Raw genomic sequence first — 25,567 nt, forward strand, 5'->3', positions numbered from 1 at the left:
TTCCAAATACGAGCCTTGATGTGACGCTCGCTGTCGCCAGATCTGTCAGACAGTAATAATCATGGGAGAACCGGATATGGGCATGCTGGTGGACGGCGAATGGCATTCTGACGATGCTGATGCGAAAACGAAGAATGGTCGCTTCCAGCGCCAGAACTCGGCTTTTCGCAATGCTGTCGAAGATGCGCCCGGTGCCCGGTTCGCTCCTGAGTCCGGGCGATATCACCTTTATGTGTCATATGCCTGCCCATGGGCGCACCGCACACTCATCGCCCGATCCCTGAAGGGGCTGGTGCCGCATATCGATATCTCCGTGGTCGATCCGCATATGGGCGATGACGGCTGGTTCTTCGGTGACGATCCGGATGGCACTAACGACCCGGTCAACGGTGCCCGGTTCCTGCGCGAGGTTTATGTGAAGGCAGATCCTTCCTATACGGGCCGCGTCACAGTGCCGGTGCTCTGGGACAAGAAGGAAGGCACGATCGTTTCCAATGAATCCTCCGAGATCCTGCGCATGTTCAACAGCGCCTTTAATGGATTGGAGGATGTGGATGCGGCGCTGGATCTTTATCCGGAGAACCTTCGTGCGGAAATCGATGCCGTGAACGAGGGCGTCTATACCGACATCAATAACGGGGTCTACCGGAACGGATTTGCCGGGACACAGGAAGCCTACGAGGAAGCCTATGATGCATTGTTTGCCCGGCTGGATGACCTCGAGGAAAGGCTTGGCCGGAGCCGGTATCTCGTCGGAAATCGGGTCACGGAGGCGGATTGGCGGCTGTTTGTAACGCTTGTCAGATTCGATGCGGTCTATTTCACGCACTTCAAGTGCAACCGTCAGCGGATTTCCGATTTTCCAAATATTTCCAATTATTTGCGGGATCTGTTCCAGGTCGGTGATGTGGCTGAAACGGTGAATATGCGGCATATCAAGCAACATTATTTCGGCAGTCATAAGAACCTCAATCCCAAGGGCATTGTGCCGAAGGGACCGTTGCTTGATTTCCATCTGCCACATGATCGTGCCCGCCTTCTGGCGGCCTGACGGAAAACCGGCACGCTCTTTGCTTTATCTCTTACCGAGATGCCGGTGCAGTACCGGCCCACGAATGAGAGGAGCAGCACATGTCCCTGACATCGGCGTTGAAAGCGGGTCTGGGTTCCCGCCTGAAGGATCTTTCGGGCAATGGCACCGGTGCCGACTGGGATCCGTATCCCGATGATGGTCAGGACGCTAAATCGACTGCTCCCAGGCTTCCCGCCAAGGCGGCGCCGCAATCGGCTCCGGCGGTGAAGCAGCCGCTTCGCGCAGAACGGGCTGATCGGCCTGGCGCAGCCGTTGCTGCTCCTGCACGGACACCACGCCCCGCCAATGCGAATGCTGCTGCCGAACGGGCAGCTCAGCAGGCGCAGAAGGCCCAACAGGCCCGGCCGGCGGCAGTCAAACAGAGTGCAGCCTGGCTGCACGGCAAAGACAACGCGATGCGGGTCAATCCGCAGCAATATGCCCGCGAGCTGGATCGCTACAGGAATGAGCAGAACCGGCATCTGACGCAGGAAACGGTCATGGAGGTCGCGTCAGGCGAACTCGAAGGCATCGCCCAGATGGCCGCAAAGGCCCGTGGCCGCTACTTCGCCAAGCTGCTAGATGCGGGTGCGCCGCGCCAGGGGTTTCTGCAGGAAGCGGAAATTACCGAGCTCAAGTTCTACCGTGAAATGTACGAGGAAATGACGCAGGGCTTCGAGGCCATGCGGGATGCGATCGAGGCTGGAGATATCTCTGTCTCGGGCATGTCGAAGCGCCGTTAGTCAGGCACATTTAACGGATGCCGCAAAAGCATCTCGACGCGTAGCAAAAATTAAGAGAGTCTGAATTTCTAAAAGCCTGCGGCTTTTCATGCCGCGGGCATAATTTTGCCGCGAATTCAGTATGCACTTTAAAATCAGAACACGGCCTGACGGGAAATTCGTCGAGGGCATCTGCCGTGGCGCCGTAACCGGCGTTTCAATGGTGGAAGCCATCGCAGAAATGCGTCTGGTCGACGGCTATTCCGACGGCCTGGATGCGCTATGGGATTTTCGTGAGGCAGATCTGTCGACTCTCTCGGTCGAGGATATGAAGCTCATCCTCGACTATATGGAACAGACGCCGAAGCGGCGATCTGTCCGTATTGCCGTCCTGGTTTTCAAGGATGCCGATTTCCTGCTCCTCAAGCTCTGGCGCGCGGTTTCCAGAAGCCGGTATGGCCAGACGACGAACGTGTTCTCGAGCCATGATGAGGCTTGTCATTGGCTTGAAGAAAGCCGCACGCCTGACGATTGATGCCTGACGTCGGCATTTATCTCCGCTTACCCGGAAATTCTCCTGATGTCGTATCTTTGGCTGAGCAGGTGCATTGGGCCCTGCCTTGGGGCAGGTGCGTGATCGGGGCTGAGGCCGTCAGACACCTAACAGGTCAAAAAAAGGGCCGCGATTGCGGCCCTTAGCTGGGGAGATGCGCCGTTGCGGAACGGCGCGGGGGATTAGTGGATGGTTGCCGTCGGAACATTGATCTCGATGAAGATGTCGGCGGCAAACCGGTGTTCGTCATGGACGCTGCGCTTGTAGCAATGAGCCTGGTCCAGATCGGCAATAGGCTGTCCATTGTCCAGCTTTTCGAGCAGGCAGGTGTAGCCGATATCGGTCAGGCTTTCGTATTCCTCATCGCTCAGGGCCGGATTAAGTGCCACGAACTGGTCGGCAAAGGCCTCGGCAAAGCGGGACAGGGCACGCCGGCGCAGGCGCCAGGTCTGGTGCTGGAGATGAGTGGCCCAATCGGCGACTGCCTCGACGATGACTTCCGGCAGATGATCGGCCAGCGAGAAGGCGGGCGTCCCGATATTCTGGTTCGCAGCCGTCGTTTCGCCGTGAACCTGGTCGGCAGACGAAAACCCGTGGTTAAACCGTCCGGCGGGTTTCATCCAGATCTTGTCGGAAGGCTCGATATTAGAGCCGTGTGCCGGCCAGGTACGGAAATCGGTGTCTGCCATTTTTTGCTCCAGCTGTCGGATGCTGCGTTGATTGTCCGAACGAGAGGAGCAAGAGCCGGGCCAGAACGTATCAGCGTCGGGGCGGTGTATTTATCTATCTGAATTATAAGGAATAAAAATGACAGGGCTGATTTTGTCGCGCCTGTGTTGGTGCCTGGGCAGGTGATTTCTGCCGGTCAGAACTGACCTATAGGCAAGAAAAAAGGGCCGCTTTACAGCGGCCCGAGTTAAGGGAGGAAACGCCCAAGAAGTAAACAATACGGCTGGGCAGTCCGTATTGCAGTGCACAATATATGCTGCAAATTTCTGAGGTGCAACCCATTCATCAAGCTAAATTGATCTCGATTTGGAATGAGCCGGTTTCCCATATGCGATGTGATTATTTTGCAACGATTTGAAGTGATTTGAACCAATTTTGAATGTAATGAGTGGGGCGTGAGACGTATTGACGCACCTCCGATCCTTTCTAAAACCGAATGGTCTTTTCCATAATCGATCGAGGATGAGTTGGAAATTTTGCGCTGCAACATTAGCTGGCGACAATTTCCCCTGTTGACAGCACCCACGAAATCCATAGCGTCTGCGGCGGGCCGCCACTCCCCAACGAGTGGTTACATGTTAAGGATGATACGATGAAGCCGACGGTAACCCCGTGTGCGCCTCAGTTCTCGTCCGGACCTTGCGCTAAGCGACCCGGATGGGGCCCCGCTGCACTTGCTGACGCCGCTTTAGGGCGTTCTCACCGATCCAAGATCGGAAAATCCAAACTCAAGGAAGTCATCGACCGCACCCGCGCTTTGCTGGGCGTGCCGGACGATTATCGCATCGGCATCGTGCCGGCGTCCGATACCGGCGCTTTCGAGATGGCCATGTGGTCCATGCTCGGCGCCCGTGGTGTCGATTTGCTGGCATGGGAGAGTTTCGGTTCTGGCTGGGTGACGGATGTGGTCAAGCAACTCAAGCTTGAGGATGTCCGGGTGCTTGAGGCCGATTACGGTCAGATCGCGGACCTTTCCGCCACCGATCCCAAGCGCGACATTGTTTTCACTTTCAACGGTACAACGTCCGGCGTTCGGGTACCAAACGGCGACTGGATCGCGGACGATCGCGAAGGTCTGACGTTTTGCGATGCCACCTCGGCCGTCTTCGCCATGGATCTGCCGTGGCAGAAACTCGATGTCACCACCTATTCCTGGCAGAAGGTGCTGGGCGGTGAGGGTGCGCACGGCATGCTTATCCTCAGCCCACGGGCGGTGGAGCGGCTGGAAAGCTATGCCCCGGCATGGCCGATGCCGAAGATTTTCCGCCTGACCAAGGGCGGCAAGCTGATTGAGGGCATCTTCAAGGGAGAGACCATCAACACGCCTTCCATGCTGGCGGTCGAGGACGTTCTCGACGCGCTGAAATGGGCGGAACAGATCGGCGGCCTGAAGGGTATGATCGCCCGCTCCGAAGCCAACCTCGCGGCGGTCTCTGCCTGGGTCGAAAAAAGCGACTGGGCAGGATTCCTCGCGGCCGACCCGGCCGTGCGCTCCAGCACCTCCATCTGTATTTCCGCCTCCGACCCATGGTTCGACGGTCTGTCCGAGGATGATCAGCGGGCGGCCATGAAACAGATCGACTCACTGCTCGAAGCCGAAGGCGTTGCTTTCGACATCAACGGGTATCGCGATGCGCCCGCCGGTCTCCGGCTCTGGGGCGGTGCGACCGTCGAGGCATCCGATATGGAAGCTCTGCTGCCATGGCTCGATTGGGCCTATGGCCAAGTGAAGCAGGCCAAATCACAGGCAGCCTGATCGAAAAATGCTCCCGGCAACCGGCCGGGAGCGTCTTTCCCGAGATTGCAGAATAAATACGAGCGCACGAGGAGCATGCCGTGCCCAAAGTCCTTATTTCAGACAAGCTGAGCCCCGCTGCCGTGGATATTTTCCGCGCGCGTGGCCTCGAAACCGATTTCAAGCCGGGCCTGTCGCCGGAAGAGTTGCTTGAGATCATTGCCGACTATGACGGTCTCGCTATCCGGTCCGCGACCAAGGTGACGAAAGAGGTTCTGGCCAAGGCGCCGAACCTCAAGGTTGTCGGCCGGGCCGGGATTGGCGTCGACAATGTCGATACCGTTGCCGCCACGGCCGCCGGTGTGGTGGTGATGAATACCCCCTTCGGCAACGCCATTACCACGGCGGAACATGCCATCGCGATGATGTTCGCGCTGGCTCGCCAGATCCCCGCTGCCGACCGCTCGACCCAGGAAGGGAAGTGGGAGAAATCCAAGTTCATGGGCGTCGAGCTGACCGGCAAGCGCCTCGGCCTGATCGGTTGCGGCAATATCGGCGCCATCGTCGCCGATCGGGCACGTGGCCTGAAAATGAAGGTCGCCGCCTATGATCCGTATCTCAGTGACGAGCGGGCGGCGCAGCTTGGTGTTACCAAGGTTGAGCTCGATCAGCTCTTCGCCGAGGCGGACATTATCACCCTGCACACGCCGATGACCGACGCGACCCGCAACATCATTGACGCGGGCGCAATCCAGAAGATGAAAGCCGGTGTCCGGATCATCAACTGCGCACGTGGCGGTCTGGTGGACGAGGTCGCCCTGCGCGGTGCGCTGGAGACGGGTCACGTTGCCGGTGCCGCCTTTGACGTTTTCGTCGAGGAGCCGGCCAAGGAGAACGTTCTGTTCGGCGCGCCGAACTTCATCGCCACGCCGCATCTGGGGGCTTCCACCAGCGAGGCGCAAGAGAAAGTGGCCCTGCAGGTAGCGGAGCAGATGTCCGACTATCTGCTGACAGGTGCCGTAACCAACGCTGTCAACATGCCGTCCGTCACGGCGGAAGAGGCGCCGCTGCTGAAGCCCTATATGAAGCTGGCTGAAAATCTCGGCGCGTTCTCGGGGCAGGTGATCGGCAGTGCCATCAAGTCGATCTCCATCGAGTTCGAAGGGTTGGCGGCGGAGATAAATCCGGCGCCGGTTGTTGCCGCTGCCCTCACAGGAGTGCTGAAGCCGACGCTGACCTCGGTCAACATGGTCAGCGCCCCGGCGGAAGCGCAGGCGCGCGGGATCGCTGTAACCACGATCAAGCATGACCGGCCCTGCGATTACCAGACCATGCTGCGTGTCACCGTCGAGACGGATGACCGGACCCGATCGGTCGCGGGCACGCTGTTCGCGGAGAATCTGCCGCGTCTGGTCGATGTTCAGGGCATCGCCATTGAGGCCGAGTTCGGCCCGCACATGCTTTATGTCCGAAACTATGACAAGCCGGGCTTCATTGGCGCCCTTGGTTCCGCGCTCGGCGATGCCGGGGTCAATATCGCCACCTTCCACCTCGGCCGCCGGGAAGAGGGTGGCGAGGCGGTTGCCCTTGTCGAAGTGGACAGCGCTGTCAGCGAAGATTTGCTCGCCGCCGTGAAGAAGCTGCCGAACGTGGCGCGGGTGGATGCTCTGAAGTTCTGACCATAACCAACACCATCATCCCCGACCCCGATCGGGGACCCAGAGGATCATGAAGCAGAGCTTATCTTCTCCTGGGTCCCCTCGTGCGAGGGGATGACGAATTTGGGCGGGCCGAATAGTGGCATTGTGCTTTAATCCGGTCGCTCGAACACTTCCGACCCTGACATATCAGCGAAAATCTTCTCCCGGATTTTCCGCGAGGCCGCCAGCCGATGCTCGGCCAAGGCCTTGGCGCCGGAGGGAGCATCCTCGGGTGTTCCGCTGTTGAATGGCGGTTTCGGGGCGTATTCCATCCCGAGCTGGACGGCCTCGGCTTCTTCCTGGCCGAACAACTCGGCAATCAGAACAAGTCCGAAATCGATACCCGAGGTGATGCCGCCTGCTGTAATCAGATTGCCGTCGCGCACGACCCGACCTGGTGTGTAAATGGCTCCGAATTTCTCCAGAAAATCAACCGCATACCAGTGTGACGTCGCCTTCTTGCCCTTCAGCAGTCCGGCCGCCCCGAGCAGGAGAGAGCCGGTGCAGACCGAGGTGACATAGCGCGCACCCTCGGCCTGACGGCGGATGAAGGACAGGGTGGCTTCATCGCGCAATAGCGGATTAACCCCGCCGCCGCCCGGCACGCAGATCACGTCGAGCTGGGGGCAATCAGAGAATGAGATAGTCGGCTGGAGAGGCAGGCCGCAGGAGGCGGCAATGGGCTGCGTGTCCGCACCGATAAGAAGGGTCTCCGTATCGCGCGTGGCTTTGAAGATTTCATAAGGGCCGACGAAGTCGAGTAGCTGAACGCCGGGAAACAGAAGAAGACCAATTTTGACCGTCATGTGAGGGCTCCTGGTTGACTGTGGGGAGCTTAAAGCCAATTGTTTTGGCCGTACCGCCAAACTTCCAACGAATCAGGCCAAAATGACACGGCGTATCGAGATATTGGGATTTCCTGACTGCCAGCTGCTCGATGTCGCGGGTCCGTTGCAGGTATTCTCCACGGTCAACGATCTGGCTCGCTCAGAGGGCGCAAAAGAGCCTTACGCGCCTGTCGTCGTCGGGAACGGGAACAGCGTCAGAACCAGTGCCGGCCTCTCTCTTTCGGTGGAGCCGATGGGGCCGCCGAACCAGCCTGTCGATACTTTCATCATCGCGGGTGGCGTGGGCGTCAATTCTGCCTGCGAGGATGCGGAGCTGGTGACGTGGCTGCGCGACCGGACCCGGTCGGCGCGCCGGACGGCGTCGGTGTGCAGCGGTGCGTTCCTGCTCGCGACTGCCGGGTTGCTGGACGGTCGCAGGGCGGTAACACATTGGCAGCGCTGTGAGGAGTTCTCCCGGCGCTTTCCCAAGGTCCGTCTCGAAATGGACCCGATCTTCGTGCGTGACGGTGATATCTGGACATCGGCTGGTGTGACGGCAGGGATCGATCTGGCGCTGGCCATGGTGGAAGCCGATCTCGGCCGCGACATGGCATTGAGCGCGGGCCGGCAGCTGGTTGTGTTCCTGAAGCGGCCGGGAGGCCAGTCGCAATTCAGCACAGCGCTGACGCTTCAGGGCGGGGCTGGGCGTTTCGACGAGCTGCATTCATGGATGCAGCAGAACCTTCAGCACCGGCTTTCAATCGACGATCTCGCTGCCCGGGCCGGGATGAGCGTCCGGAGTTTTTCTCGGCATTACCGGAGAGCAACGGGCCGGACTCCGGCAAGCGCGCTCGAGGACATGCGACTGGAAACCGCCCGGCGCCTGCTCGAGCAGAACGGTCCTGTCTCGCGCGTTGCCCGGTATTGCGGGTTCGGGACGGAGGAAACCATGCGCCGCGTGTTCCGGCGTCGCCTCGGCGCAAGTCCGCAGGCTTACCGTGAGCGCTTTGTCTGATGCGGCATGCGGACTGTTTCAGTCGCATAGATGAGGATTCAGAGAAGCGAATCCCGCTCGCGCGGATATGAAGTCTATTTCCCCAAGCTCTGCATATATCACCCTGGGCGGCTATGGTTTTGCGACCATGGCCGGGTAAGCCATGTATCCTGGGCGTCGATTTGTGAGGAGAGGCAGCCTATGTCGATTGAGACCAGAAAAGTCAGTTTTGCGGGGGCACTGGGAGGCAATTTGGCGGCGCGTCTTGATCTGCCGGTCGGCAAGCCGCGCGGGTATGCGCTGTTTGCCCATTGCTTCACCTGCTCGAAGGACATAGCCGCCGCGCGCCAGATCGCGGGTGGTCTGGCTGCGCAGGGGCTTGCCGTGCTGCGGTTCGACTTTACCGGTCTCGGGCACAGCGAGGGGGAGTTCGCGAATACGACCTTCGCGTCGAATATCGAGGACCTGGTCGCGGCGGCGGACTGGATGCGCGCGGAAGGGATGGCGCCGACATTGCTGATCGGGCATTCGCTTGGTGGCGCCGCGGTTTTATCGGCCGCTGCTCACATCCCGGAGGTCAAGGGTATTGCGACCATCGGGGCGCCGGCGGACCCGGAACATGTCGTGCATAATTTCGGTGCGGATCTTGACGTAATCGAACGGGACGGAGAGGCGGAGGTGTCGCTCGCCGGCCGGAATTTCCGGATACGGAAGTCTTTCATCGACGATCTCAAGACGCATGACCTGGAAGAGCGGATCGCGAACCTGAAGCGGGATCTGCTGATTTTTCATGCTCCTCTGGACATGACTGTCGGTATCGAGAATGCGAGCCGGATATTTGCCGCAGCGAAACATCCAAAGAGCTTTGTCTCTCTCGACAAGGCGGACCACCTGCTGACCCGGCCAGCCGACGCGAACTATGTTGCCTCGGTCATTGCCGCGTGGGCGGGCCGCCTCGTTCCGGAAGATGCGCCGCTACAGCTCGCCGCGCGCGAGGGAGAGGTCGTCGTCGCGCATCTAGGCGAGGGGAAATTCCCGCAAGCCGTCCTTGCGGCGGGTCACAGGCTGCGGGCGGATGAGCCGAAAAGTGTCGGCGGCGATAATACCGGTCCCGCGCCCTATGACTTCCTGCTGGCGGGCCTCGGTGCCTGCACCAACATGACGCTGGCGCTCTATGCCGAACGCAAAGGCTGGCAGCTCGACCGTCTCGAGACCCGGCTCCGGCACAGTAAGGTTCACGCTGACGACTGTGCCGCCTGTGACACGAAGGCGGGCAAGATAGACAAGATCAGCCGGGAGATCATCATTGAGGGGCCGCTCGACGCGGAGCAGCGGCAAAAGCTCCGGGAGATTGCCGACAAGTGCCCGGTCCACCGGACCCTGCATTCGGAAATCGTGATCGAGACAGAGATGGTCGAAATCGTTTGATGATGGCTTGAGGAGGGGCGGAGCTTGCCACTTTGCCGGCAGCCTGTAGCTCAAGCGTCACCCCGGTGCGCTTTTTGCTCCAGGATTTTCTCGACCATCGCGGTGATTTCAGAGCGCTCTACACCGATATCCAGGAGCTGACGGTCGCTCATGCCTTGAAGTTCCTGGATGCTGGCGCGCCGCTGTCGCTCGCGGGCGATCTTGCGGAAGCCCCGGCGTATCGCTGTATCCGCGGCCTGGATGAGCCGTGACACGCTTCCAAAAATCGGGTGCCCGAGCTGATCGAGACGCGGTTGCTGGAAGTCGCAGGCGGGTTCGGGGTGCTGGTGGCGTAGGTGCATGATGTCCTCCAACGGCTTAAGGTTTCACCGGCCGTCGACTTTTTATGGGAGAGATTTATTTGATGATTTCATCCGCCATTCCTATCGGGGGGGAGGCGCGGTGTTTGATGTATTGTTGGGAAATTATTGAGTATTATCGTTGCCGACAAACGAGAAGATCTCGGTTGATGTATTAGAAAAATTTGGGTGTAAGTCATGGGGCGACCGCAGCCGCCGCTTAATGCGCTGAGGGCTTTCGAGGCCGCCGGGCGGCACCTCAGCTTCACAAAGGCGGCGGCCGAGTTGAACGTCACGCCGGCCGCAGTCAGTCATCAGGTCAAATCGCTTGAGGAGCTGCTTGGGGTGCCATTGTTCCGGCGCCTGACCCGGGCGCTTCGGCTCACAGAGGCGGGGCAGGTCGCCCTGCCAACATTGGGGCAAGGCTTTGACAAGTTGGCCCAGGCGGTGGATCAGATACGCAGCCATTGCGAAAGCGGGGTTCTGACGATCAGCGTCAGCCCTTCGTTCGGCGGCATGTGGCTGCTGCCTCGGCTTGAGCGGTTCCGCAGCAGGCATCCGGACATCGAAATTCGCATTAACGGAACCGATCGTCTGGTTGATCTGACGCGCGACGATGTCGACGTGGCGGTGCGCTATGGGCCCGGCGGCTATGAGGGGGTTCGGGTCGACCGTTTGTTCGGTCAGCGCAACACGCCGGTCTGCAGTCCGGCACTGCTGGAAGGGGAACACCCGTTACGCAAGCCCGAGGATCTGCGCCACCATACCCTGCTGCATATTGACTGGATCGAAGCCGAAGCGAGCTGGCGCATGTGGTTGCTGGCGGCCGGCCTGCACGATATCGACCCGGCCCGGGGCCCGCGCTTCAGTATGGAAAGCATGGCTGTTCAATCTGCGGTCGATGGCCACGGTGTGGCTTTGGTGGGCGAGTTACTGGTGGCGGATCACATCGCGGCGGGCCGTCTCGTGCGTCCCTTCGATCAGAGCCTGAGTACACCGCTGACCTTCGCCTTCTATCTGCTGAGCGCGAAGGATCGTGCCGATATTCCAAAGATTGCCGCGTTTCGCGACTGGCTGATGGAGGAAGTGCGGGCGGTGAATGGGGAGTGAGGCCCGTACCTATATCGTCATACCGGCCGAAGAGCCGGGACCTGGGCGATCATAAAGCTGCACACTCCGTCCCTGGGTCCCGAATCAAGTGCGGGATGACGATGAGGGGTAGATGATCCGCTCAGTCGTCGTAGGCGATCAACGACGTAAGGGGATGTCGAGCCAGTCGCGGCCCTTCAGGAAAGTCAGTTCCATGATGCCGGCGCCGCCGGTGACTTTCCTGCGAATTAAGTTGTGTGTCCCCTTAATTGAGGTGAGGTGAGGTGATGTGAGGGAGGGCGGCGGAGCAGGCCGCTTCGCCGACGACCTGCACATTGAAACGTCATCCCGAAACCGTGGAAGGCGGGCGCGGTTCTAGAGAATTAAGTTGTGTGTCCCCTTAATTGCCTTAATTGCAAAAGTTGTGTGTCCCCTTAATTGCAATGAATACTCTTCTGGAGTAAAATTGTATGAAACAGGAATTGTTTGTTGATCAGTCATATTCACTCAACCTTCTTGAATTCGTCACTAATTGAATTAGAATAAAAATCGATAAATTCGCCAAACTTCTCCTCACTATCAAATGGAAAACCGCCTTTACCGCGAATAAGGATCATTATGCCGATACTCATATGAAATCTAACTGAAAAACTTGACGCATAATCCATCCCATCAAATAAATTTATCTTAAGAGATGACCTATTTTTGTATTTTGGTCGAACAATATAACTTGTTACTATTCCTTCTCTTTTTTTAAATACCCTAGAAAAGCCTGAAAACCCGCCACCTGAAGTATCAAATTCTTGTAATTTCTTGTATTTTCCGATAATTTTAACTGCTCTATCAATTATTTCATAATCACAATCCTCAAACATAGTAACCAAAAAAATTTTCGAACGAAAAAAATTGGACATATCAATATTTTTTGAATCAATGAATGTATTTTTTGAAAATTCTGTAGATCCATGTTTTGTCTTTATGAAAATACTTCTATTATGCGAGTAAACATCTCCACATATATCAATATATTCAGTATTGGATTTTTCTTTATTATTTTCGCCAGATAAAATTCCTTTAGAAAGAAATAAGCATGATAACAATGGAAGATAAGCAAGATTTTTTATTTTTATAAATGAGCTTATGTTTTTCCTCACATCCCTCATCGCTCCCGCATCCCTTCGCTCGCATAACGCAGCACCGGCTGCAGCACATATTCCAGCACCCGTCTCTCTCCCGTCAGCAGGTCCGCTGTCACGGACATGCCCGGCTACCAGGCGCACGTCCCTGCCGTCCACGTTCAGATGTTCCCGTTCGATTTCGATCCGCGCCGTGTAGGACAGCATTTGCGGGGCCGCCTGCGGGCCCGTGGTGGCGGCACCCGCCGCGCCGGCGGCGTTGTTCGCGTCCTGGGGCACGACTGCATCGGCGCTGAGGCTGATGATCGTGCCCTCGATGCTGCCGTAGCGCATGTAGTTGAAGGCATCGACCTTCACCGCCGCCCGCTGGCCGATCTCGATAAAGCCGATATCCCGGTTCGTTACCGTCGCCTCGACCGTCAGACGGTCCCCGTCCGGCACGATCCGCATCAGCGGCGCGCCCGGCTGGACAGTGCCGCCGAGCGTGTGCACCGAGAGGCCGGTGACCTCCCCCGCCACCGGGGCCGCGAGGGTCAGGCGGCCGACCCGGTCGCCGGTTTTCCGGTAACGCCCCATTCATTCGGCTCCGACGCTGTTTCGACGCCAGGAATATTGGGCGGTGCGGTTCTGTCTGTCTTCAGCGAACAGCGAGGATGACGGATGGAAGTCAGGAGGCCGGGACATGGCGTCCCGTGTCGCCTCAGTCGTCGTAGGCGATCAGGGAGGTGAAGGGGATGTCGAGCCGGTCGCGGCCCTTGAGGAAGGTGAGTTCCATGATGCTGGCGGCGCCGGTGACTTCGCCGCCGACCTTCCGGACCAGTTCGATGGCGGCAGCAAGCGTGCCGCCGGTGGCGAGCAGGTCGTCGAGGATGACCACGCGCTGGCCGGGCTCGATGGCGCCGTCCTGCACTTCGATCGTGTCGCTGCCATATTCCAGGTCATACGTATAGGGAATGGTCTTGCCGGGCAGCTTGCCCTTCTTGCGGACCATGTGGAAACCGAGGCCGAGCTCCAGGGCGAGCGGGGCGGCGACCAGGAAGCCGCGCGACTCGATACCGGCCAGCACGTCGGGCTTGTAGCCGTCGACGACGGTTTTCAACTGGTCCACGGTCGCCTTCCAGGCTGCCGGATGGGCGAGCAGGGTCGAGATATCGTAAAACAGGATGCCCGGCTTCGGAAAATCGGGCACTTCGCGGATATGATTCTTGAGGTCCATGCTCGGATTCCCATGCCATCTGTTAAGCAGCGGCCTTGATAGGTGAGAGTTGCGATGAATTCCAGTATCTTGTGAAATCTTCGCGTTTTCAGGCGCATGGGCTGTGCCTGAAATAATCTTTGCGTCGATCGGCCAAGTGCCGGTGTCCTTGGGCTGGGGGGAACAAGACGTGGCGGCTGTAGCCGAAACCTCGCTTTCGATCACGGAAGCCGGTGGTGAACTCAAGCTCGGCATTGCCGGGCCGTTGACCATTGAAGCGGTCGCACGGCTCGACCGGCAGTTCCGCCAAGCTGTGAAAGCCTCCCCGCGTCAGGTGGTGATAGACGCTGCGGGGGTTACCGCGCTGGATAGTGCAGGGGCCTGGACTCTTCGCCGCACGTCCGAGGCGTTCTCCGGGCGCGGAATCGAGGTTCGGCTGGACGGTTTGCAGGCGGAATATTCAGCGCTGCTGGAGAAAGCCTTCATTCCCGATCCGGACGTGCCGACGGATGAAGACAGGCCGAACCCGCTGATCGTGATTACTGCCCGGGCCGGGAAGGCGATGTTCGACATGGCCCATGTCGGGCGCGATTTGTTCGGCTTTTTCGGACTGACCATCGTCTCGCTGCTGGCTTTGCTGACGGGCCGTACGAAGCTCCGATTCGTCGCGCTGGTCAGCCAGCTTGAATATGTCGGTCTCAATGCCGTCGGTATCGTTTCGCTCCTCTGCTTTCTGGTTGGCGTGGTGCTGGCCTATATGGGCTCTCTGCAGCTTGAGCGGTTCGGCGCCGCGATCCTGACCGTGAACCTTGTCGGCATTTCAGTCCTGCGCGAGATCGGCGTGCTGCTGACGGCGATCATCGTCGCGGGCCGGTCCGGCAGCGCCTTTACCGCCCAGATCGGCACCATGAAGGTGAACCAGGAGGTGGATGCGCTGGAAACACTCGGCCTCTCGCCGGTGGACGTGCTGGTCCTTCCGCGCCTGATCGCGCTGTTCATCGCGCTGCCGATCCTTGTCTTCATCGGCGATATCGCCGGGTTGGCAGGGGGCGCGATGATCTCGGTCATGAAGCTTGATCTGACGATCCAGCAGTTTCTGATTCAGCTCAAGGGGTCTGTCGATTTCTGGGATTTCGGCACCGGCATCCTGAAAGCGCCGGTCTTTGCCTATGTCATCGCGGTCGTCGGCTGCCATCAGGGCCTGAAGGTTTCGGGCAGTGCCGAAAGTGTCGGCTTCCGGACAACCAAGGCCGTGGTTGAATCCATCTTCATCGTGATCGTGCTCGATGCGCTGTTCGCGATCTTCTTTGCCGAAGTCGGGATCTGAGCGATGGCGGCGATGACGGACGAGAGCTTTACAAGCGAGACGGCGAGCCAGCCTGCCATCCGGTTGCGCGGCATCCGGAACGCATTCGGCACACAGGTCGTGCATGACAATCTCGATCTGGATGTTCTGCGCGGCGAGGTGCTGGGGGTTGTCGGCGGGTCCGGCTCCGGCAAGTCCGTTTTGCTCCGCACCATCATCGGTCTGCAGATCCCGGCGGCGGGCGAGATCGAGTTGCTTGGCGAGAAGATCGAAGCCGGGCGCGGCGAGATGCCGACGCGCAAGCTGCAGGGCCGGTTCGGCATGATGTTCCAGGACGGAGCCCTGTTCAGCTCCTTGACGGTGGCGCAGAACATCATGGCGCCGATGCGGGAGCGTGGCGGTATTCCGAAGTTGCTGATGCGAGAGCTCGCACTGCTGAAGATCAACATGGTCGGCCTGCCGCCGAACGCGGCGGACAAGTTCCCCTCGCAGCTATCCGGCGGTATGCGCAAGCGGGCAAGCCTCGCCCGGGCGCTGGCGCTCGACCCGCAGGTGGTCTTTCTGGATGAGCCGACGGCCGGTCTCGATCCGATCGGCGCCTCCAATTTCGACATGCTGATCCGGGACCTGCAAAGCAGCCTCAACCTGACTGTGGTCATGGTCACCCACGATCTCGACAGCCTTGTGGCAATCTGCGACCGGATCGCGGTGCTGCTCGACAAGCAGGTGACGGTGGGGACCATGTCGGAGCTGGTTGCCAACCCGCACCCCTGGATACAGGAATATTTTCACGGGCCCCGCGCGCGGGCCGCTTTCGAAACCCCGGGCCTGAAGGGCTAGGGGAGGGAGACGGAACTGCCATGGAAACACGCGCAAGCTATGTCGTCGTCGGAGTGTTCGTCTTCGCGATGTTCGCGGCCGGGATGGGGTTTGTCGTCTGGCTCGGCAAGGTCGAGCTGGACCGGGATGTCGCCACCTACGAGATTACGTTCGAGGAGCAGGTAACCGGCCTTTCGGTCGGCAGCCCGGCCCGCTATCGGGGCATTCCGGTTGGCCAGGTGACCGATATCACCATCGACCCGGACAATATCGAGATCATCCGGGTCCGGGTCGAAATCGACAGCAAGGTGCCGATCAAGCGGGACGTCTATGCCACCCTTGAGAGCCAGGGGCTGACGGGCGTCGGCTATATCCAGCTTGCTGGCGGCTCCAAAGACGCTCCCTTGCTGGCGGCACGTCCAGGCGATGACGTGCCGGTGCTGGAATCCCGACCATCGGTCTTGCAGGAAGTGGCTGAGGCCGCGCCCGAGATCGCCTCGCAGCTTGTCGTGCTGGTGAACCGGGCCAATCAGCTGCTGAACGAAAAGAACAGAACGTCGATCCAGAACACGCTGAAGAATCTTGAGAGCGTTTCCGCCATTCTCGCGAACCGTAGCAGCGAGATCGAAGCAATCATCGAGAACGCCCATACGACAATGCTGGTGCTGGACGAGACCGTGGCGCAGGTCGGCGGTGATATTTCGGTGATGAGCGAGGAAATATCCCAGACCATGGCAACGACGCGGGGCACGGTTTCAGCCGTCGATGCGGAGATCGCGATTGTCTCGGCCGATCTTCGCGACACTCTGAAGAATATGAGCAAGGCGTCTGGCGAAGCGGCGACCCTGATTTCGGAGAACCGCGAGGCGGTGAACGATTTCGCGGTGACCGGGCTATACGAGCTGACGGAGTTCCTTGTCGAGGGGCGCCAGCTGATGAATGACCTTGACCGTTTGGTGCGGCAGGTCGAGGCGGATCCGGCGCGAATCCTCTTTGGCAACAGAAACAAAGGTGTGGAGACAGACTAATGAGTGAGCAAAACGTCCCCTCCCTGAGCCGCCGCCGGCTGCTTGTCCTTGCCGGAACAGCCTTGCCGGCTGCGGCTGTTTCCGCCTGCGGCGTCATACCGACGCCACAGGCGCCATCGCAGCTCTATCGGTTGTCGCCGAAAAGCACGTTCGCCGACGATATTCCCAATGTGTCATGGCAGTTGGGTGTGGAGCCGCCGCTGGCCCCGGCGGGCCTCAATTCCTCCCAGATCGCGGTTATGCGCGGTGAGCTGACGATGGATTATTTCGCGCGGGCGAAATGGGTCGATACGGCGCCCTCCATGGTCTATCGGCTGTTGGTGGAGTCTTTCGAGAATTCGGAGAAAATCGTCGGGGTCGGCCGCAGCGGTGTGGGGCTGCGCAGCGATTACGAGTTGCAGACCGAGTTGCGGGAATTCCAGGCCGAGTATCTTGGGGGGGCGACTGTTCCGACCATCAGGGTCCGGATCAATTGCAAGCTGGTGAAGATTCCGCAGCGGGTCATTATCGCATCGCACTCTTTCGAATCCCTTCGGGAGGCTCCGGACAACCGGATGGAGAGCATCGTGAAGAGCTTCGATCTGGCGCTTGGCAGCGTGATGAAGAAGATCGTCGGCTGGACCCTGAAGAGTGCCGCGGCGCTCTGAGCCGATGGCTTGACCGGAAGCGGAATCCGGGAGCACTGTCTCAGAGTATTCAAACGCAACGCCCCAATCGAAAGTGTCCGTCATGAACCACGTCTTTCATCGCAGTGCGGTTGCCTCCTATCCCGTCGCAGCAAGCGGCGAGGGTGTCTACATCAAGGATACGGACGGCAAGAGCTATCTTGATGCCTGCGGTGGGGCTGCGGTGTCCTGCCTCGGTCACAGCGACAAGCGGGTGATCGAGGCGATCAAGGCGCAACTGGACGAAATTCCGTTCGCCCATAGCGGCTTCTTCTCGAACGAGCCGATGGAGCGTCTGGCGGATCACCTGATCGCGCGGGCGCCTGGCGACCTCGACAGGGTTTATTTCGTCTCCGGCGGCTCCGAAGCCGTCGAGGCGGCGTTGAAGATGGCACGCCAGTATTTCATGGAGATCGGCCAGCCGGAGAGGCACAAGATCATCGCCCGCAAACAGAGCTATCATGGCAATACGCTCGGCGCGCTGGCGGTCGGCGGCAACGAATGGCGGCGCGAGCAGTTCCGCCCGCTGCTGATCGACATCACCCACGTCTCACCCTGTTATGCCTATCGGGGCCGGCAGGATGACGAGAGCGAAGAGGCTTACGGTGAGCGGGTCGCGAACGAGCTGGAGACGGCCATCCAGGAGCATGGTCCCGAGACTGTCGCGGCGTTCGTATGCGAGCCGGTCGTCGGTGCCACCCTCGGTGCGGTGCCGCCCGTTCCCGGCTATCTGAAGCGCATCCGCGAGATCTGCGACACTCACGGTATCCTGCTGATTTTCGATGAGGTCATGTGCGGCATGGGGCGCACAGGCTATCTCTTCGCGTGCGAGGAAGACGGCGTTGCGCCGGATCTTCTGACCATCGCCAAGGGGCTCGGTGCCGGATATCAGCCTATCGGGGCGACCCTGGTCTCGAAAAAGATCTTCGAGGCGATCCGCGACGGCAGCGGTTTCTTCCAGCATGGCCACACCTATATGGGCCATCCGGCCGCTTGCGCCGGGGCACTCGCGGTGCAGCAGGTTATCGAGGAAGACGGTCTGCTGGATAAGGTCCGCGTCATGGGAGAGAAGCTGAAGGCGGCCCTTGAGGAACGGTTCGGCAACCATCCCCATGTCGGCGATATCCGTGGTCGCGGTCTATTCATCGGCATCGAGTTGGTGGAGGACAGGGCGAGTAAACAATCCTTCGATCCGGATCTGAAGCTCCACGCAAAGGTGAAAGCCAATGCCATGGCGAACGGGCTGATGTGCTACCCGATGGGCGGCACCATCGACGGCCGGGTCGGCGATCATATTCTGTTGGCCCCGCCGTTCATCATTGATGACAGCCATGTCGCTGAAATCGTCGAAAAGCTTGGTGTGGCGGTGGAGAGCGCACTGTCTTCCCGCTAGCGACAGCCGGTAGCTTGCTCGGGCCGAATGCGGCGCGGGTGGTGCGCCATGCCAGTTGTTCGGTCCTGGTGGTCCGCTAAACGAAAAAGCCCCGCCGGTCAGGAACGCGGCGGGGCTCTCTATAATCTATTGATCTAGGTACGTGGCGGCTGAAGCCGTTCTGTTAAGAGCGGAACAGGCCGAGAAGTGCTTGCGGGCTGCGGTTGGCGATCCCGAGCGACAGTGCGCTCAGCTGGCCGCGGACCTGATCTGCCGCAAGCTGGGCTGCTTCCCGACCGAGATTTGCATCGACAATATTGCCGAGGCCTTCTTCGGTTGCATCCGCGATGCCCTGCAGCTGATCGTTCTGCGCGGTAATACGGCGGCCGCTTGCGCCCAGCTCTCCGAGCGAGGTGTTCAGGGCTGCCTGGAAGTTCGTGAACTCATTTTCAAGAACCGCAGCGGGATCGCTGAAATCGGCGGCAGCCAGCGCTGCGAGGCTATCCGCGACAGAGCCCTGGCCGGAGACGGTCAAGACGTCCCCGTCGCCGTTCTGAAGCGTGTTCAGATCTCCGGCTCCGGACTCCAGCAGATTGGTTCCGTTGAAGCTGCTGTTGTCGACAAAGCCCTGAGCCTGTCCCAGGAGTGCATCCAGATCGTTCTGCAGGATGCCCTGTTGCTCAGTCGTGTTTGCGGGGTTGGACAGCTCAACCAGCTTGCCCTGAATGTCGGATGTCAGATTTGAGATAGCCGTCGCGCCGGCTGTTGCGACTTTCACCGCGCCTGACGTCTGGTTCAATCCCTGCTGCACGGCTGCATTGGCGCTCAGCTCACCCCGGATGCTCTGCGCGATAGCAAACAGAGACGCCTGATCCAGCGCGCCTGCAACATTTTTGCCGGTCGAAATACGGTTCTCAGTTTGGCTCTGATCGTTACGCGCGGAGTTGAAACTCCGGAGCGCCGAAAAGGCGCCACCATTCGTATTGATCGAATTGTTAATAGCCATATCTACGCACTCTCTCTAACGGTGCACGAACAGGGATGTCCGATAGTCGCTTAAATCTCAACTTATAATATAGCATTTTTTCCGTCGTTTGTAAGTCGTGATCGGAAAACCACCCCAAACCAGTGTGACACAAGTCACTCGACCAGCTCTGGGGAGGGTTTGCTTGCTATCTCTGTGGCTCCGAGGCGTCGTTTCCACTCGGGTCAATTTGAGCGCGAATTGGCGTGGAATTAGCGCGGAAGTCGCGGTCAGATTCACAGAAATTTTGAGATCCGGATGATGTGCCGATACCTCCGAAGACAACGAATCTACGTCGGCATGACGCGGTTTATACTTGCTTAATTTTTATTAAATAGTTGCTTTAGAGCGGTTTATTTCCGTACCGGGGCGCTTAGTGATTCGATTGGCTTACTGGCAATACGCTTACTTTTTGTTAATGAAATTTTAGGACAACTTTAAAATATGACTGTCTATGTGTTTAATCGCATTGTTTTGGGTGACTGCGATACGCACATCTCTGGTTGTGGAAAGTTGTGTAATTTGTGGCACTTGCGGCAATGTGTTGCGACATAGCATTGAGGGTTGCATTTCTTTCTGCTAATGTAGAATTCACTTGTTGATTGTGGGAGCGCCCTTCAGGGGCACTCTTTGGGCGGGATTTAGATCAGTGGCCGTTTGGGAACAGACAGAAGACAGCGTCGCGGAAGCACTTTTCCGATCAGTTATGCGTGTGGTCGCTCTGGTTTCTTTAGCTGTTATTCTGGTTGGTCCGATTGTGGTCGGCGGGTGGATGGCAAATGCCTATATCGTCTACCGCACGAGTGCTGACGAATTGCAGCTGCCCGTGATTGAGAAGCAGATCAAATCACCGGCTGAACTGATCAGCGCTGCAATCGACGACAGATCCCAGCTTCACCATTAAGCCTTTTGTCTGCGAACGACGTTTTCAAGAAATGTCACGGCGGCGGTAGTCGTCGCTGCCATGTTCGATTGAGCTGTGTGGCCTGAGGCTTTTCGTGGCGACAGGTCATGATTGCCGTCCGGGATCCACTCAAGGGTGATCGCTTCCGATAACCGATAGCTCTCGACTTCTGTTCGGTTCCCAAAAGGATCCCGCTCGCCCTGAAGGATCAACGTCGGGCAGGTGATGCCCTCCAGATGCTCCGTGCGAAGCTTGTCCGGTTTGCCTGGCGGATGAAACGGGTAGCCGAGGCAGATCAATCCATCGACACCGCTCTCGTCGGCGACAAGGCTCGCCATGCGGCCACCCATGGATTTTCCGCCTATGACGAGGGCGCGGTCTGCTGCCGCTGCCGCAATAGCGTTCCGCCAACTTTCCAGAAGAACGGGTTGCCGGTCGGGCGGCCGTTTGCTGCCGCCAGTACGTCGTCCCGCCATATAGGGGAATTCAAAGCGGAGCACCCGGAAGCCGGCCGCGGCGACGCCTTCTGCGATCTGGTTCATGAAGGGCGCGTCCATCGGCGCGCCAGCGCCGTGGGCCAGAACGAAAGAGGCCGGCGCATCCGCCGGCCCGTCCGTCAGAAAATCAGGCGCTGTCATACGCGTCGCATCGTCAGATACATGCGCACCGCATCGTCAGATATTGGCGAAGAAGTCATTACCCTTGTCGTCCGTAACGATAAAGGCGGGGAAATCTTCGACTTCGATACGCCAGACCGCTTCCATGCCGAGTTCCGGAAACTCCTGAACCTCGACCTTTTTGATGCTTTCCAGCGCCAGTTTGGCGGCGGCCCCGCCGACGGAGCCGAGATAGAAGCCGCCATATTTCTTGCAGGCTTCGCGTACCTGGGGGGAGCGATTGCCCTTTGCCAGCATCACGAAGCTGCCGCCGGCAGCCATGAAGGGATCGACATAGGAATCCATCCGTCCCGCCGTGGTCGGACCGAACGAGCCGGAGGCATAGCCTTCCGGGGTCTTGGCCGGGCCTGCGTAATAGATCGGATGGTTCTTCACGTAGTCAGGCAGGCCTTCGCCGCTGTCGATCCGTTCTTTCAGCTTCGCATGGGCGATGTCGCGGGCAACGATGATCGTGCCAGACAGTGAAACCGGGGTCTTGATCGGATACTGGCTGAGCGTCTTGCGGATCTCATCCATTGGCTGACCGAGGTCGATTTTGACGACATCGCCCTCGAACTCGCTCGGATCGATATCCGGCATGTACTTGGACGGATCTGTTTCCAGCCGCTCGACGAAAATGCCGTCCTTGGTGATCTTGGCGAAGCACTGGCGGTCGGCGGAACAGGAAACCCCGATGCCGACGGGCAGGGATGCGCCATGGCGCGGCAGGCGGATAATCCTGATGTCGTGGCAATAATACTTGCCGCCGAACTGGGCGCCAATGCCCATGTCCTGGGTCATCTTCAGGACCTGCTGTTCCATCTCCACGTCGCGGAAGGCGTGGCCGGACTCGCTGCCCTTGGTCGGCAGACCGTCGAGATACTTGGTTGAGGCGAGCTTCACGGTCTTCATGTTGAACTCGGCCGAGGGGCCGCCGATCACGATGGCGAGGTGATAGGGCGGGCAGGCTGCAGTGCCGAGTGTGCGGATCTTGGTATCCAGGAACTTCATAAGCGCGTCCGGATTGAGGATCGCCTTGGTTTCCTGGAACAGGAAGCTCTTGTTCGCCGAGCCGCCGCCCTTCTGGCAGAACATAAACTTGTAGGCATCGCCTTCGGTCGCATAAAGCTCGATCTGCGCCGGCAGGTTGTTGGACGTGTTCTTCTCGGTGAACATGTCCAGCGGTGCCATCTGGCTGTAGCGCAGATTGTGGTTTGTGTAGACGTCGTAAACGCCCTTCGCGATGGCTTTTTCTTCGTTGAAGCCGGTGAAGACGTTCTGGCCCTTTTTGCCCATCACGATGGCGGTACCGGTATCCTGGCACATCGGCAGCACGCCGCCGGCGGAGATGCCTGCATTTTTCAGCAACTCGTATGCAACGAACTTGTCGTTGTTGGTCGCTTCGTCATCCTCGAGGATATTGCGCAGTTGCTGCAGATGCGCGGGGCGGAGCAGGTGGGAGATGTCCCGGAAAGCCTGTTCCGTCAGCATCGTGAAAGCTTCGGGCTCTATGGTCAGGATATCCTGACCGCGAAACTTTTCCACACCGACATAATCGCTGGTGAGCTTACGATATTCCGTTGTGTCCTCCGCAAGCGGGAACATCTCGGTGAAATTGAAGTCGGCCATTGGGGCTATTCTCCAGCGTATATCTCTCTTGCGGAAGCGGTGCCGCCTCCGTCGAAATGTATCCGGTCTTTACCGTGAGGCGGCCGCCGGACTTATTTCTTCTTCCGAAAAGTATCGAGGGAGACGACTTGGCCCATGGCCGCACCATCGTCTTCACCCTCTGGCGTTGGATCGTCGGTCTCGTCGTCGGACGTCTCTAGCAGCTCCGCTTCGCTGAGCTCACCGTCCTCCAGTGTCTGGAACTGAAGGCCGAATTTCACCGACGGGTCGGCGAAGCCGGTGATCGCGGCGAACGGGATCACAAGCCTTTCGCGAACATCGTTGAAGCTGAGCGCGACGCTGAAGAACTCTTCCTCGATTTCCAGGTCCCAGAACTGGAACTGGAGCACGATGGTCATCTCGTCCGCATATTTTTCAAGCAGGTAGGGAGGGATCGAAACGCCTTCTCCCCGGGTCTTGAAAGTGATGTAGAAATGGTGATTTCCGGGGAGGCCGTGCTGGGCGACCTGCTTCAGCGCGCGCCGAACAACGCCGCGCAGCGCTTCATCCACCATCATATCGTACTGGAAAGGTTCTTCCAAAATTTCCCCCGGTATTCGTCCGTCAGCATACTCAAATTCAGCGGGACGCTTCTGTTGCCAGGTGCGCCCCAAACCCCGCCTAAAGGTGCGAACCCTTAGGACTTAAATGAAGACATCTGACTGCTTACGCAGCGAGACGTGCTTCCGCATAGTTGTTGTCATTTGCAACTACTATAATGGCCCGATATCGGTGGTACCATGCCGAGCGAAAGTTCTGTCTTTACTACACGCGTCGATCCTATTTCGCCCCCAAGGAGCCGGTCGAGAGACCGGAGATCTTTGGTGGAGGCGCCGGGTACCGCCCCCGGGTCCGCAATGCCTATTCCACAGGCCGTTTATCGCCATAGTCGGTTTCCCGACGCACTGAATATAGGCGCTTGTTGCCTCAGGAAAAAGAGGAGAGTTGGCAAGATCGTGGGGGGTTACCGTTTCCGTAGGTGCGTCAATGCAAGCTCTCGCACCCTCTCGACGGGATAAATCCAGTCACCAAGCTGCTGTTGCGCCACCCGGTGGGTCGCCCCAAGAAAAGAATCCCGATCGTTCAGAAGAGGGACCCAACCCGGAGATGCCAGTAATTCCAATGTTTTTGTGCCCACCGCACCTGAGAGTGCGGCAGTGGCATTCCCGACGGACAGTACCAGATCAAGCGATGCTTCGAGTGCGGCCAGTGCTTCCAGATCGTCGCGCAGATCGAGTTCCTCAAGCTGTAAAACCTTGTGGCCAGTCGCTTCTTCTATCTCTTTCACGGCCCGGGCAGCCGCGCCATATTGAAGAGAAACGAGGCATATATCCGGCAGGTCCAGCAGGCGCCGCCATGATTCGGGAGGTGGGTAGTTGGTTGCCCTTCCGAATTGCCGGGCGCTGCTCGCCCAGGACAAGCCGACGAGGGAGCGCCCCTTCGCGGCCACCCTCAGCTTGTCGTCGATCTCGTCCTGTAATGTGACCGACGGCACCAGAAAGCCGCCCACATTCTCGGGCATGGTAAGTCCATGGCCGAGCATCAGCGGCAGGCTACCGATTTCAATATAGCATTCCGGGCCGCCGTCGCGCGGGAGCCAGCCATAAGTGTAATGTCCGCGACCGCTTTTTTTGATCCGTGAAAAGGCGTGAAAATTTACGCTCGGGATGGACCGTTTGAAAAGAGAAACCAGGCGAGGATCGCATTCAACAGTGAGGGCACGCGCCTTCCCGGCAAGTTCCGGCAACATCGCGGCCAGTCTGATCTCATCGCCCAACCCTTGCTCGCTAACGACTAGAATATGCTTGTCGGCAAGCGTGTTACCGTCCCAGCGGGGCAGGGAGAGTATCCGGATGGGGGCGTCGGCGACATCGGGATGAAGGCGTGCCTCGAAATATTTCCAGCCTTCGTTGGTTTTTCCCTGCGTGAGCAAATGGACCGCATAATTCAGCTGCAGTTTGGCCGAGCCGGGCGCTTTGGCGAGCGCCCTCTGGTAGTGCTGTTCGGCCAGTTCGAAGGAGCGTTGGAGGCTGAGGGATTCTGCGAGGTTGCCGAGATTATCCGCTGTGGGAGCGAGTATGGCTGTTGCCTTGAAAGTGCGTGTCACTGCAGCGAAAACACCGGACTTCATCCAGATCTCCGCAAGCGCCCCGTAAGCCGAAGCCTGCTCCGGATGCCGCACCAGATACTGGCGGAGTAGATTTGTTGCCTCGTTGGCCCTGTTGAGTTCGGCGAGGCTGAAGGCCAGTCCGGTCGCCGCCTCTGCCATATCGGGGAGGGCGGTGTGGATGGCGTGGAATAGCAGCGCGGCACGATCCGATGCGCCTGAAAGGCGACAGGCCGATGCGAGGGTATAGGCAATCAGAACATCGTTGGGGGATGCCGTGAACGCATTTTCCAGACGGGAGCGCGCCTCATTCCACTTTCCGTTGGCCATGAGCTGTTGGCAGTCGGCCAAAAGGGAGTCGCGGTTTTCTGGCATTTAGGCGGTCCCGGTCCGGTTTCGGAGCGAAGGAATTGCGAGGCAAAAGTGCGAGCGGATTCAGGGATCTGTCAATCGTCATTGCCATACTGTCCTGCAACCTCTTGCGTTAGCGTGGTCCCGGT

General features: G+C 58.8%; 24 protein-coding genes and 1 other RNA gene. 14 read left to right on the forward strand and 11 right to left on the reverse strand.

Annotated features, from left to right (window positions below):
• The first annotated feature begins 76 nt into the window (after window positions 1-76).
• From VOI22_RS02335 to VOI22_RS02345, 3 genes are all read left to right on the forward strand, one after another.
• Window positions 77-1,051 carry a glutathione S-transferase family protein gene (locus VOI22_RS02335; protein ID WP_323794986.1) on the forward strand — a complete coding sequence of 325 codons (975 nt, stop codon included), beginning with the start codon at window positions 77-79 and terminating at the stop codon, window positions 1,049-1,051.
• Between the two features lie 80 nt (window positions 1,052-1,131).
• A complete protein-coding gene (locus tag VOI22_RS02340; RefSeq protein ID WP_323794987.1) occupies window positions 1,132-1,815 on the forward strand; it encodes a hypothetical protein in 684 nt (227 codons plus the stop codon).
• 121 nt (window positions 1,816-1,936) lie between these two features.
• Window positions 1,937-2,329 (forward strand): hypothetical protein, encoded by a 393-nt coding sequence (locus VOI22_RS02345; protein ID WP_323794988.1) that lies wholly within the window; start codon window positions 1,937-1,939, stop codon window positions 2,327-2,329.
• Between the two features lie 200 nt (window positions 2,330-2,529).
• Here VOI22_RS02345 and VOI22_RS02350 read toward each other — a convergent pair whose 3' ends face one another.
• Complete coding sequence (locus VOI22_RS02350) at window positions 2,530-3,036, reverse strand: hypothetical protein (protein ID WP_028465534.1); 507 nt, start codon at window positions 3,034-3,036, stop codon at window positions 2,530-2,532.
• Between the two features lie 632 nt (window positions 3,037-3,668).
• On the opposite strand from VOI22_RS02350, the gene VOI22_RS02355 reads away from it, so the two are divergent.
• Window positions 3,669-4,832, forward strand: coding sequence for a phosphoserine transaminase (locus VOI22_RS02355; RefSeq protein WP_323794989.1), 1,164 nt, complete (start codon window positions 3,669-3,671; stop codon window positions 4,830-4,832).
• An 80-nt stretch (window positions 4,833-4,912) separates the two neighbouring features.
• Window positions 4,913-6,490, forward strand: a complete 1,578-nt coding sequence (serA, locus tag VOI22_RS02360) for a phosphoglycerate dehydrogenase (protein WP_323794990.1) — start codon at window positions 4,913-4,915, stop codon at window positions 6,488-6,490.
• A 131-nt stretch (window positions 6,491-6,621) separates the two neighbouring features.
• Here serA and VOI22_RS02365 read toward each other — a convergent pair whose 3' ends face one another.
• Window positions 6,622-7,317, reverse strand: a complete 696-nt coding sequence (locus tag VOI22_RS02365) for a DJ-1/PfpI family protein (RefSeq protein WP_323794991.1) — start codon at window positions 7,315-7,317, stop codon at window positions 6,622-6,624.
• An 82-nt stretch (window positions 7,318-7,399) separates the two neighbouring features.
• On the opposite strand from VOI22_RS02365, the gene VOI22_RS02370 reads away from it, so the two are divergent.
• Window positions 7,400-8,353, forward strand: a complete 954-nt coding sequence (locus tag VOI22_RS02370; protein WP_323794992.1) for a GlxA family transcriptional regulator — start codon at window positions 7,400-7,402, stop codon at window positions 8,351-8,353.
• A 180-nt stretch (window positions 8,354-8,533) separates the two neighbouring features.
• Window positions 8,534-9,760 carry a bifunctional alpha/beta hydrolase/OsmC family protein gene (locus tag VOI22_RS02375; protein WP_323794993.1) on the forward strand — a complete coding sequence of 409 codons (1,227 nt, stop codon included), beginning with the start codon at window positions 8,534-8,536 and terminating at the stop codon, window positions 9,758-9,760.
• A 50-nt stretch (window positions 9,761-9,810) separates the two neighbouring features.
• Here VOI22_RS02375 and VOI22_RS02380 read toward each other — a convergent pair whose 3' ends face one another.
• On the reverse strand, window positions 9,811-10,101 hold the full coding sequence (locus VOI22_RS02380; RefSeq protein ID WP_323794994.1) for a DUF1127 domain-containing protein: 291 nt from the start codon (window positions 10,099-10,101) through the stop codon (window positions 9,811-9,813).
• A 195-nt stretch (window positions 10,102-10,296) separates the two neighbouring features.
• Between VOI22_RS02380 and VOI22_RS02385 the strand changes: the two genes are divergently transcribed.
• Complete coding sequence (locus VOI22_RS02385; RefSeq protein WP_323794995.1) at window positions 10,297-11,208, forward strand: transcriptional regulator GcvA; 912 nt, start codon at window positions 10,297-10,299, stop codon at window positions 11,206-11,208.
• 482 nt (window positions 11,209-11,690) lie between these two features.
• On the opposite strand, the gene VOI22_RS02390 is transcribed toward VOI22_RS02385, so the two are convergent.
• Window positions 11,691-12,899: an HlyD family efflux transporter periplasmic adaptor subunit gene (locus VOI22_RS02390; protein ID WP_323794996.1), complete on the reverse strand. Its 1,209-nt coding sequence runs from the start codon at window positions 12,897-12,899 to the stop codon at window positions 11,691-11,693.
• A gap of 124 nt (window positions 12,900-13,023) precedes the next feature.
• Window positions 13,024-13,539, reverse strand: coding sequence for an adenine phosphoribosyltransferase (locus tag VOI22_RS02395; RefSeq protein WP_323794997.1), 516 nt, complete (start codon window positions 13,537-13,539; stop codon window positions 13,024-13,026).
• 169 nt (window positions 13,540-13,708) lie between these two features.
• Here VOI22_RS02395 and VOI22_RS02400 point away from each other — a divergent pair, with 169 nt between their 5' ends.
• The 5 genes from VOI22_RS02400 (at window position 13,709) to VOI22_RS02420 (ending at window position 18,729) form a co-directional block, all read left to right on the forward strand.
• Complete coding sequence (locus VOI22_RS02400) at window positions 13,709-14,845, forward strand: ABC transporter permease (protein ID WP_323794998.1); 1,137 nt, start codon at window positions 13,709-13,711, stop codon at window positions 14,843-14,845.
• Window positions 14,846-14,848: 3 nt separating this feature from the next.
• A complete protein-coding gene (locus VOI22_RS02405) occupies window positions 14,849-15,664 on the forward strand; it encodes an ABC transporter ATP-binding protein (RefSeq protein ID WP_416366063.1) in 816 nt (271 codons plus the stop codon).
• Between the two features lie 20 nt (window positions 15,665-15,684).
• The gene (locus tag VOI22_RS02410) at window positions 15,685-16,671 is read left to right on the forward strand and encodes an MlaD family protein (protein WP_323794999.1); all 987 of its coding nucleotides are present in this window, start codon (window positions 15,685-15,687) and stop codon (window positions 16,669-16,671) included.
• Window positions 16,671-17,318, forward strand: a complete 648-nt coding sequence (locus VOI22_RS02415) for an ABC-type transport auxiliary lipoprotein family protein (protein ID WP_323795000.1) — start codon at window positions 16,671-16,673, stop codon at window positions 17,316-17,318. The genes VOI22_RS02410 and VOI22_RS02415 overlap by 1 nt, the downstream gene beginning before the upstream one ends.
• Window positions 17,319-17,400: 82 nt before the next feature.
• Window positions 17,401-18,729: an aspartate aminotransferase family protein gene (locus tag VOI22_RS02420; protein WP_323795001.1), complete on the forward strand. Its 1,329-nt coding sequence runs from the start codon at window positions 17,401-17,403 to the stop codon at window positions 18,727-18,729.
• Between the two features lie 163 nt (window positions 18,730-18,892).
• Here the strand turns inward: VOI22_RS02420 and VOI22_RS02425 are convergent, their stop codons facing one another.
• Complete coding sequence (locus VOI22_RS02425) at window positions 18,893-19,714, reverse strand: flagellin (RefSeq protein WP_323795002.1); 822 nt, start codon at window positions 19,712-19,714, stop codon at window positions 18,893-18,895.
• A gap of 667 nt (window positions 19,715-20,381) precedes the next feature.
• Between VOI22_RS02425 and VOI22_RS02430 the strand changes: the two genes are divergently transcribed.
• The gene (locus VOI22_RS02430; protein ID WP_028465518.1) at window positions 20,382-20,636 is read left to right on the forward strand and encodes a hypothetical protein; all 255 of its coding nucleotides are present in this window, start codon (window positions 20,382-20,384) and stop codon (window positions 20,634-20,636) included.
• On the opposite strand, the gene VOI22_RS02435 is transcribed toward VOI22_RS02430, so the two are convergent.
• The 5 genes from VOI22_RS02435 to VOI22_RS02455 all read right to left on the reverse strand — a co-directional run bounded on the left by VOI22_RS02435 (window position 20,633) and on the right by VOI22_RS02455 (window position 25,442).
• Window positions 20,633-21,274 carry an alpha/beta family hydrolase gene (locus tag VOI22_RS02435; RefSeq protein WP_323795003.1) on the reverse strand — a complete coding sequence of 214 codons (642 nt, stop codon included), beginning with the start codon at window positions 21,272-21,274 and terminating at the stop codon, window positions 20,633-20,635. The genes VOI22_RS02430 and VOI22_RS02435 overlap by 4 nt on opposite strands.
• A gap of 36 nt (window positions 21,275-21,310) precedes the next feature.
• Window positions 21,311-22,921 carry a fumarate hydratase gene (locus VOI22_RS02440; protein WP_028465517.1) on the reverse strand — a complete coding sequence of 537 codons (1,611 nt, stop codon included), beginning with the start codon at window positions 22,919-22,921 and terminating at the stop codon, window positions 21,311-21,313.
• Between the two features lie 92 nt (window positions 22,922-23,013).
• Complete coding sequence (locus tag VOI22_RS02445) at window positions 23,014-23,478, reverse strand: SspB family protein (RefSeq protein ID WP_416366140.1); 465 nt, start codon at window positions 23,476-23,478, stop codon at window positions 23,014-23,016.
• A 63-nt stretch (window positions 23,479-23,541) separates the two neighbouring features.
• Window positions 23,542-23,901, reverse strand: a transfer-messenger RNA (tmRNA) gene (ssrA, locus tag VOI22_RS02450).
• Between the two features lie 23 nt (window positions 23,902-23,924).
• The gene (locus tag VOI22_RS02455; RefSeq protein ID WP_323795005.1) at window positions 23,925-25,442 is read right to left on the reverse strand and encodes a tetratricopeptide repeat protein; all 1,518 of its coding nucleotides are present in this window, start codon (window positions 25,440-25,442) and stop codon (window positions 23,925-23,927) included.
• Window positions 25,443-25,567: the final 125 nt, after the last annotated feature.

Origin of the sequence: Nisaea sp., from assembly GCF_034670185.1 — a bacterium.
Classification (GTDB): domain Bacteria; phylum Pseudomonadota; class Alphaproteobacteria; order Thalassobaculales; family Thalassobaculaceae; genus Nisaea.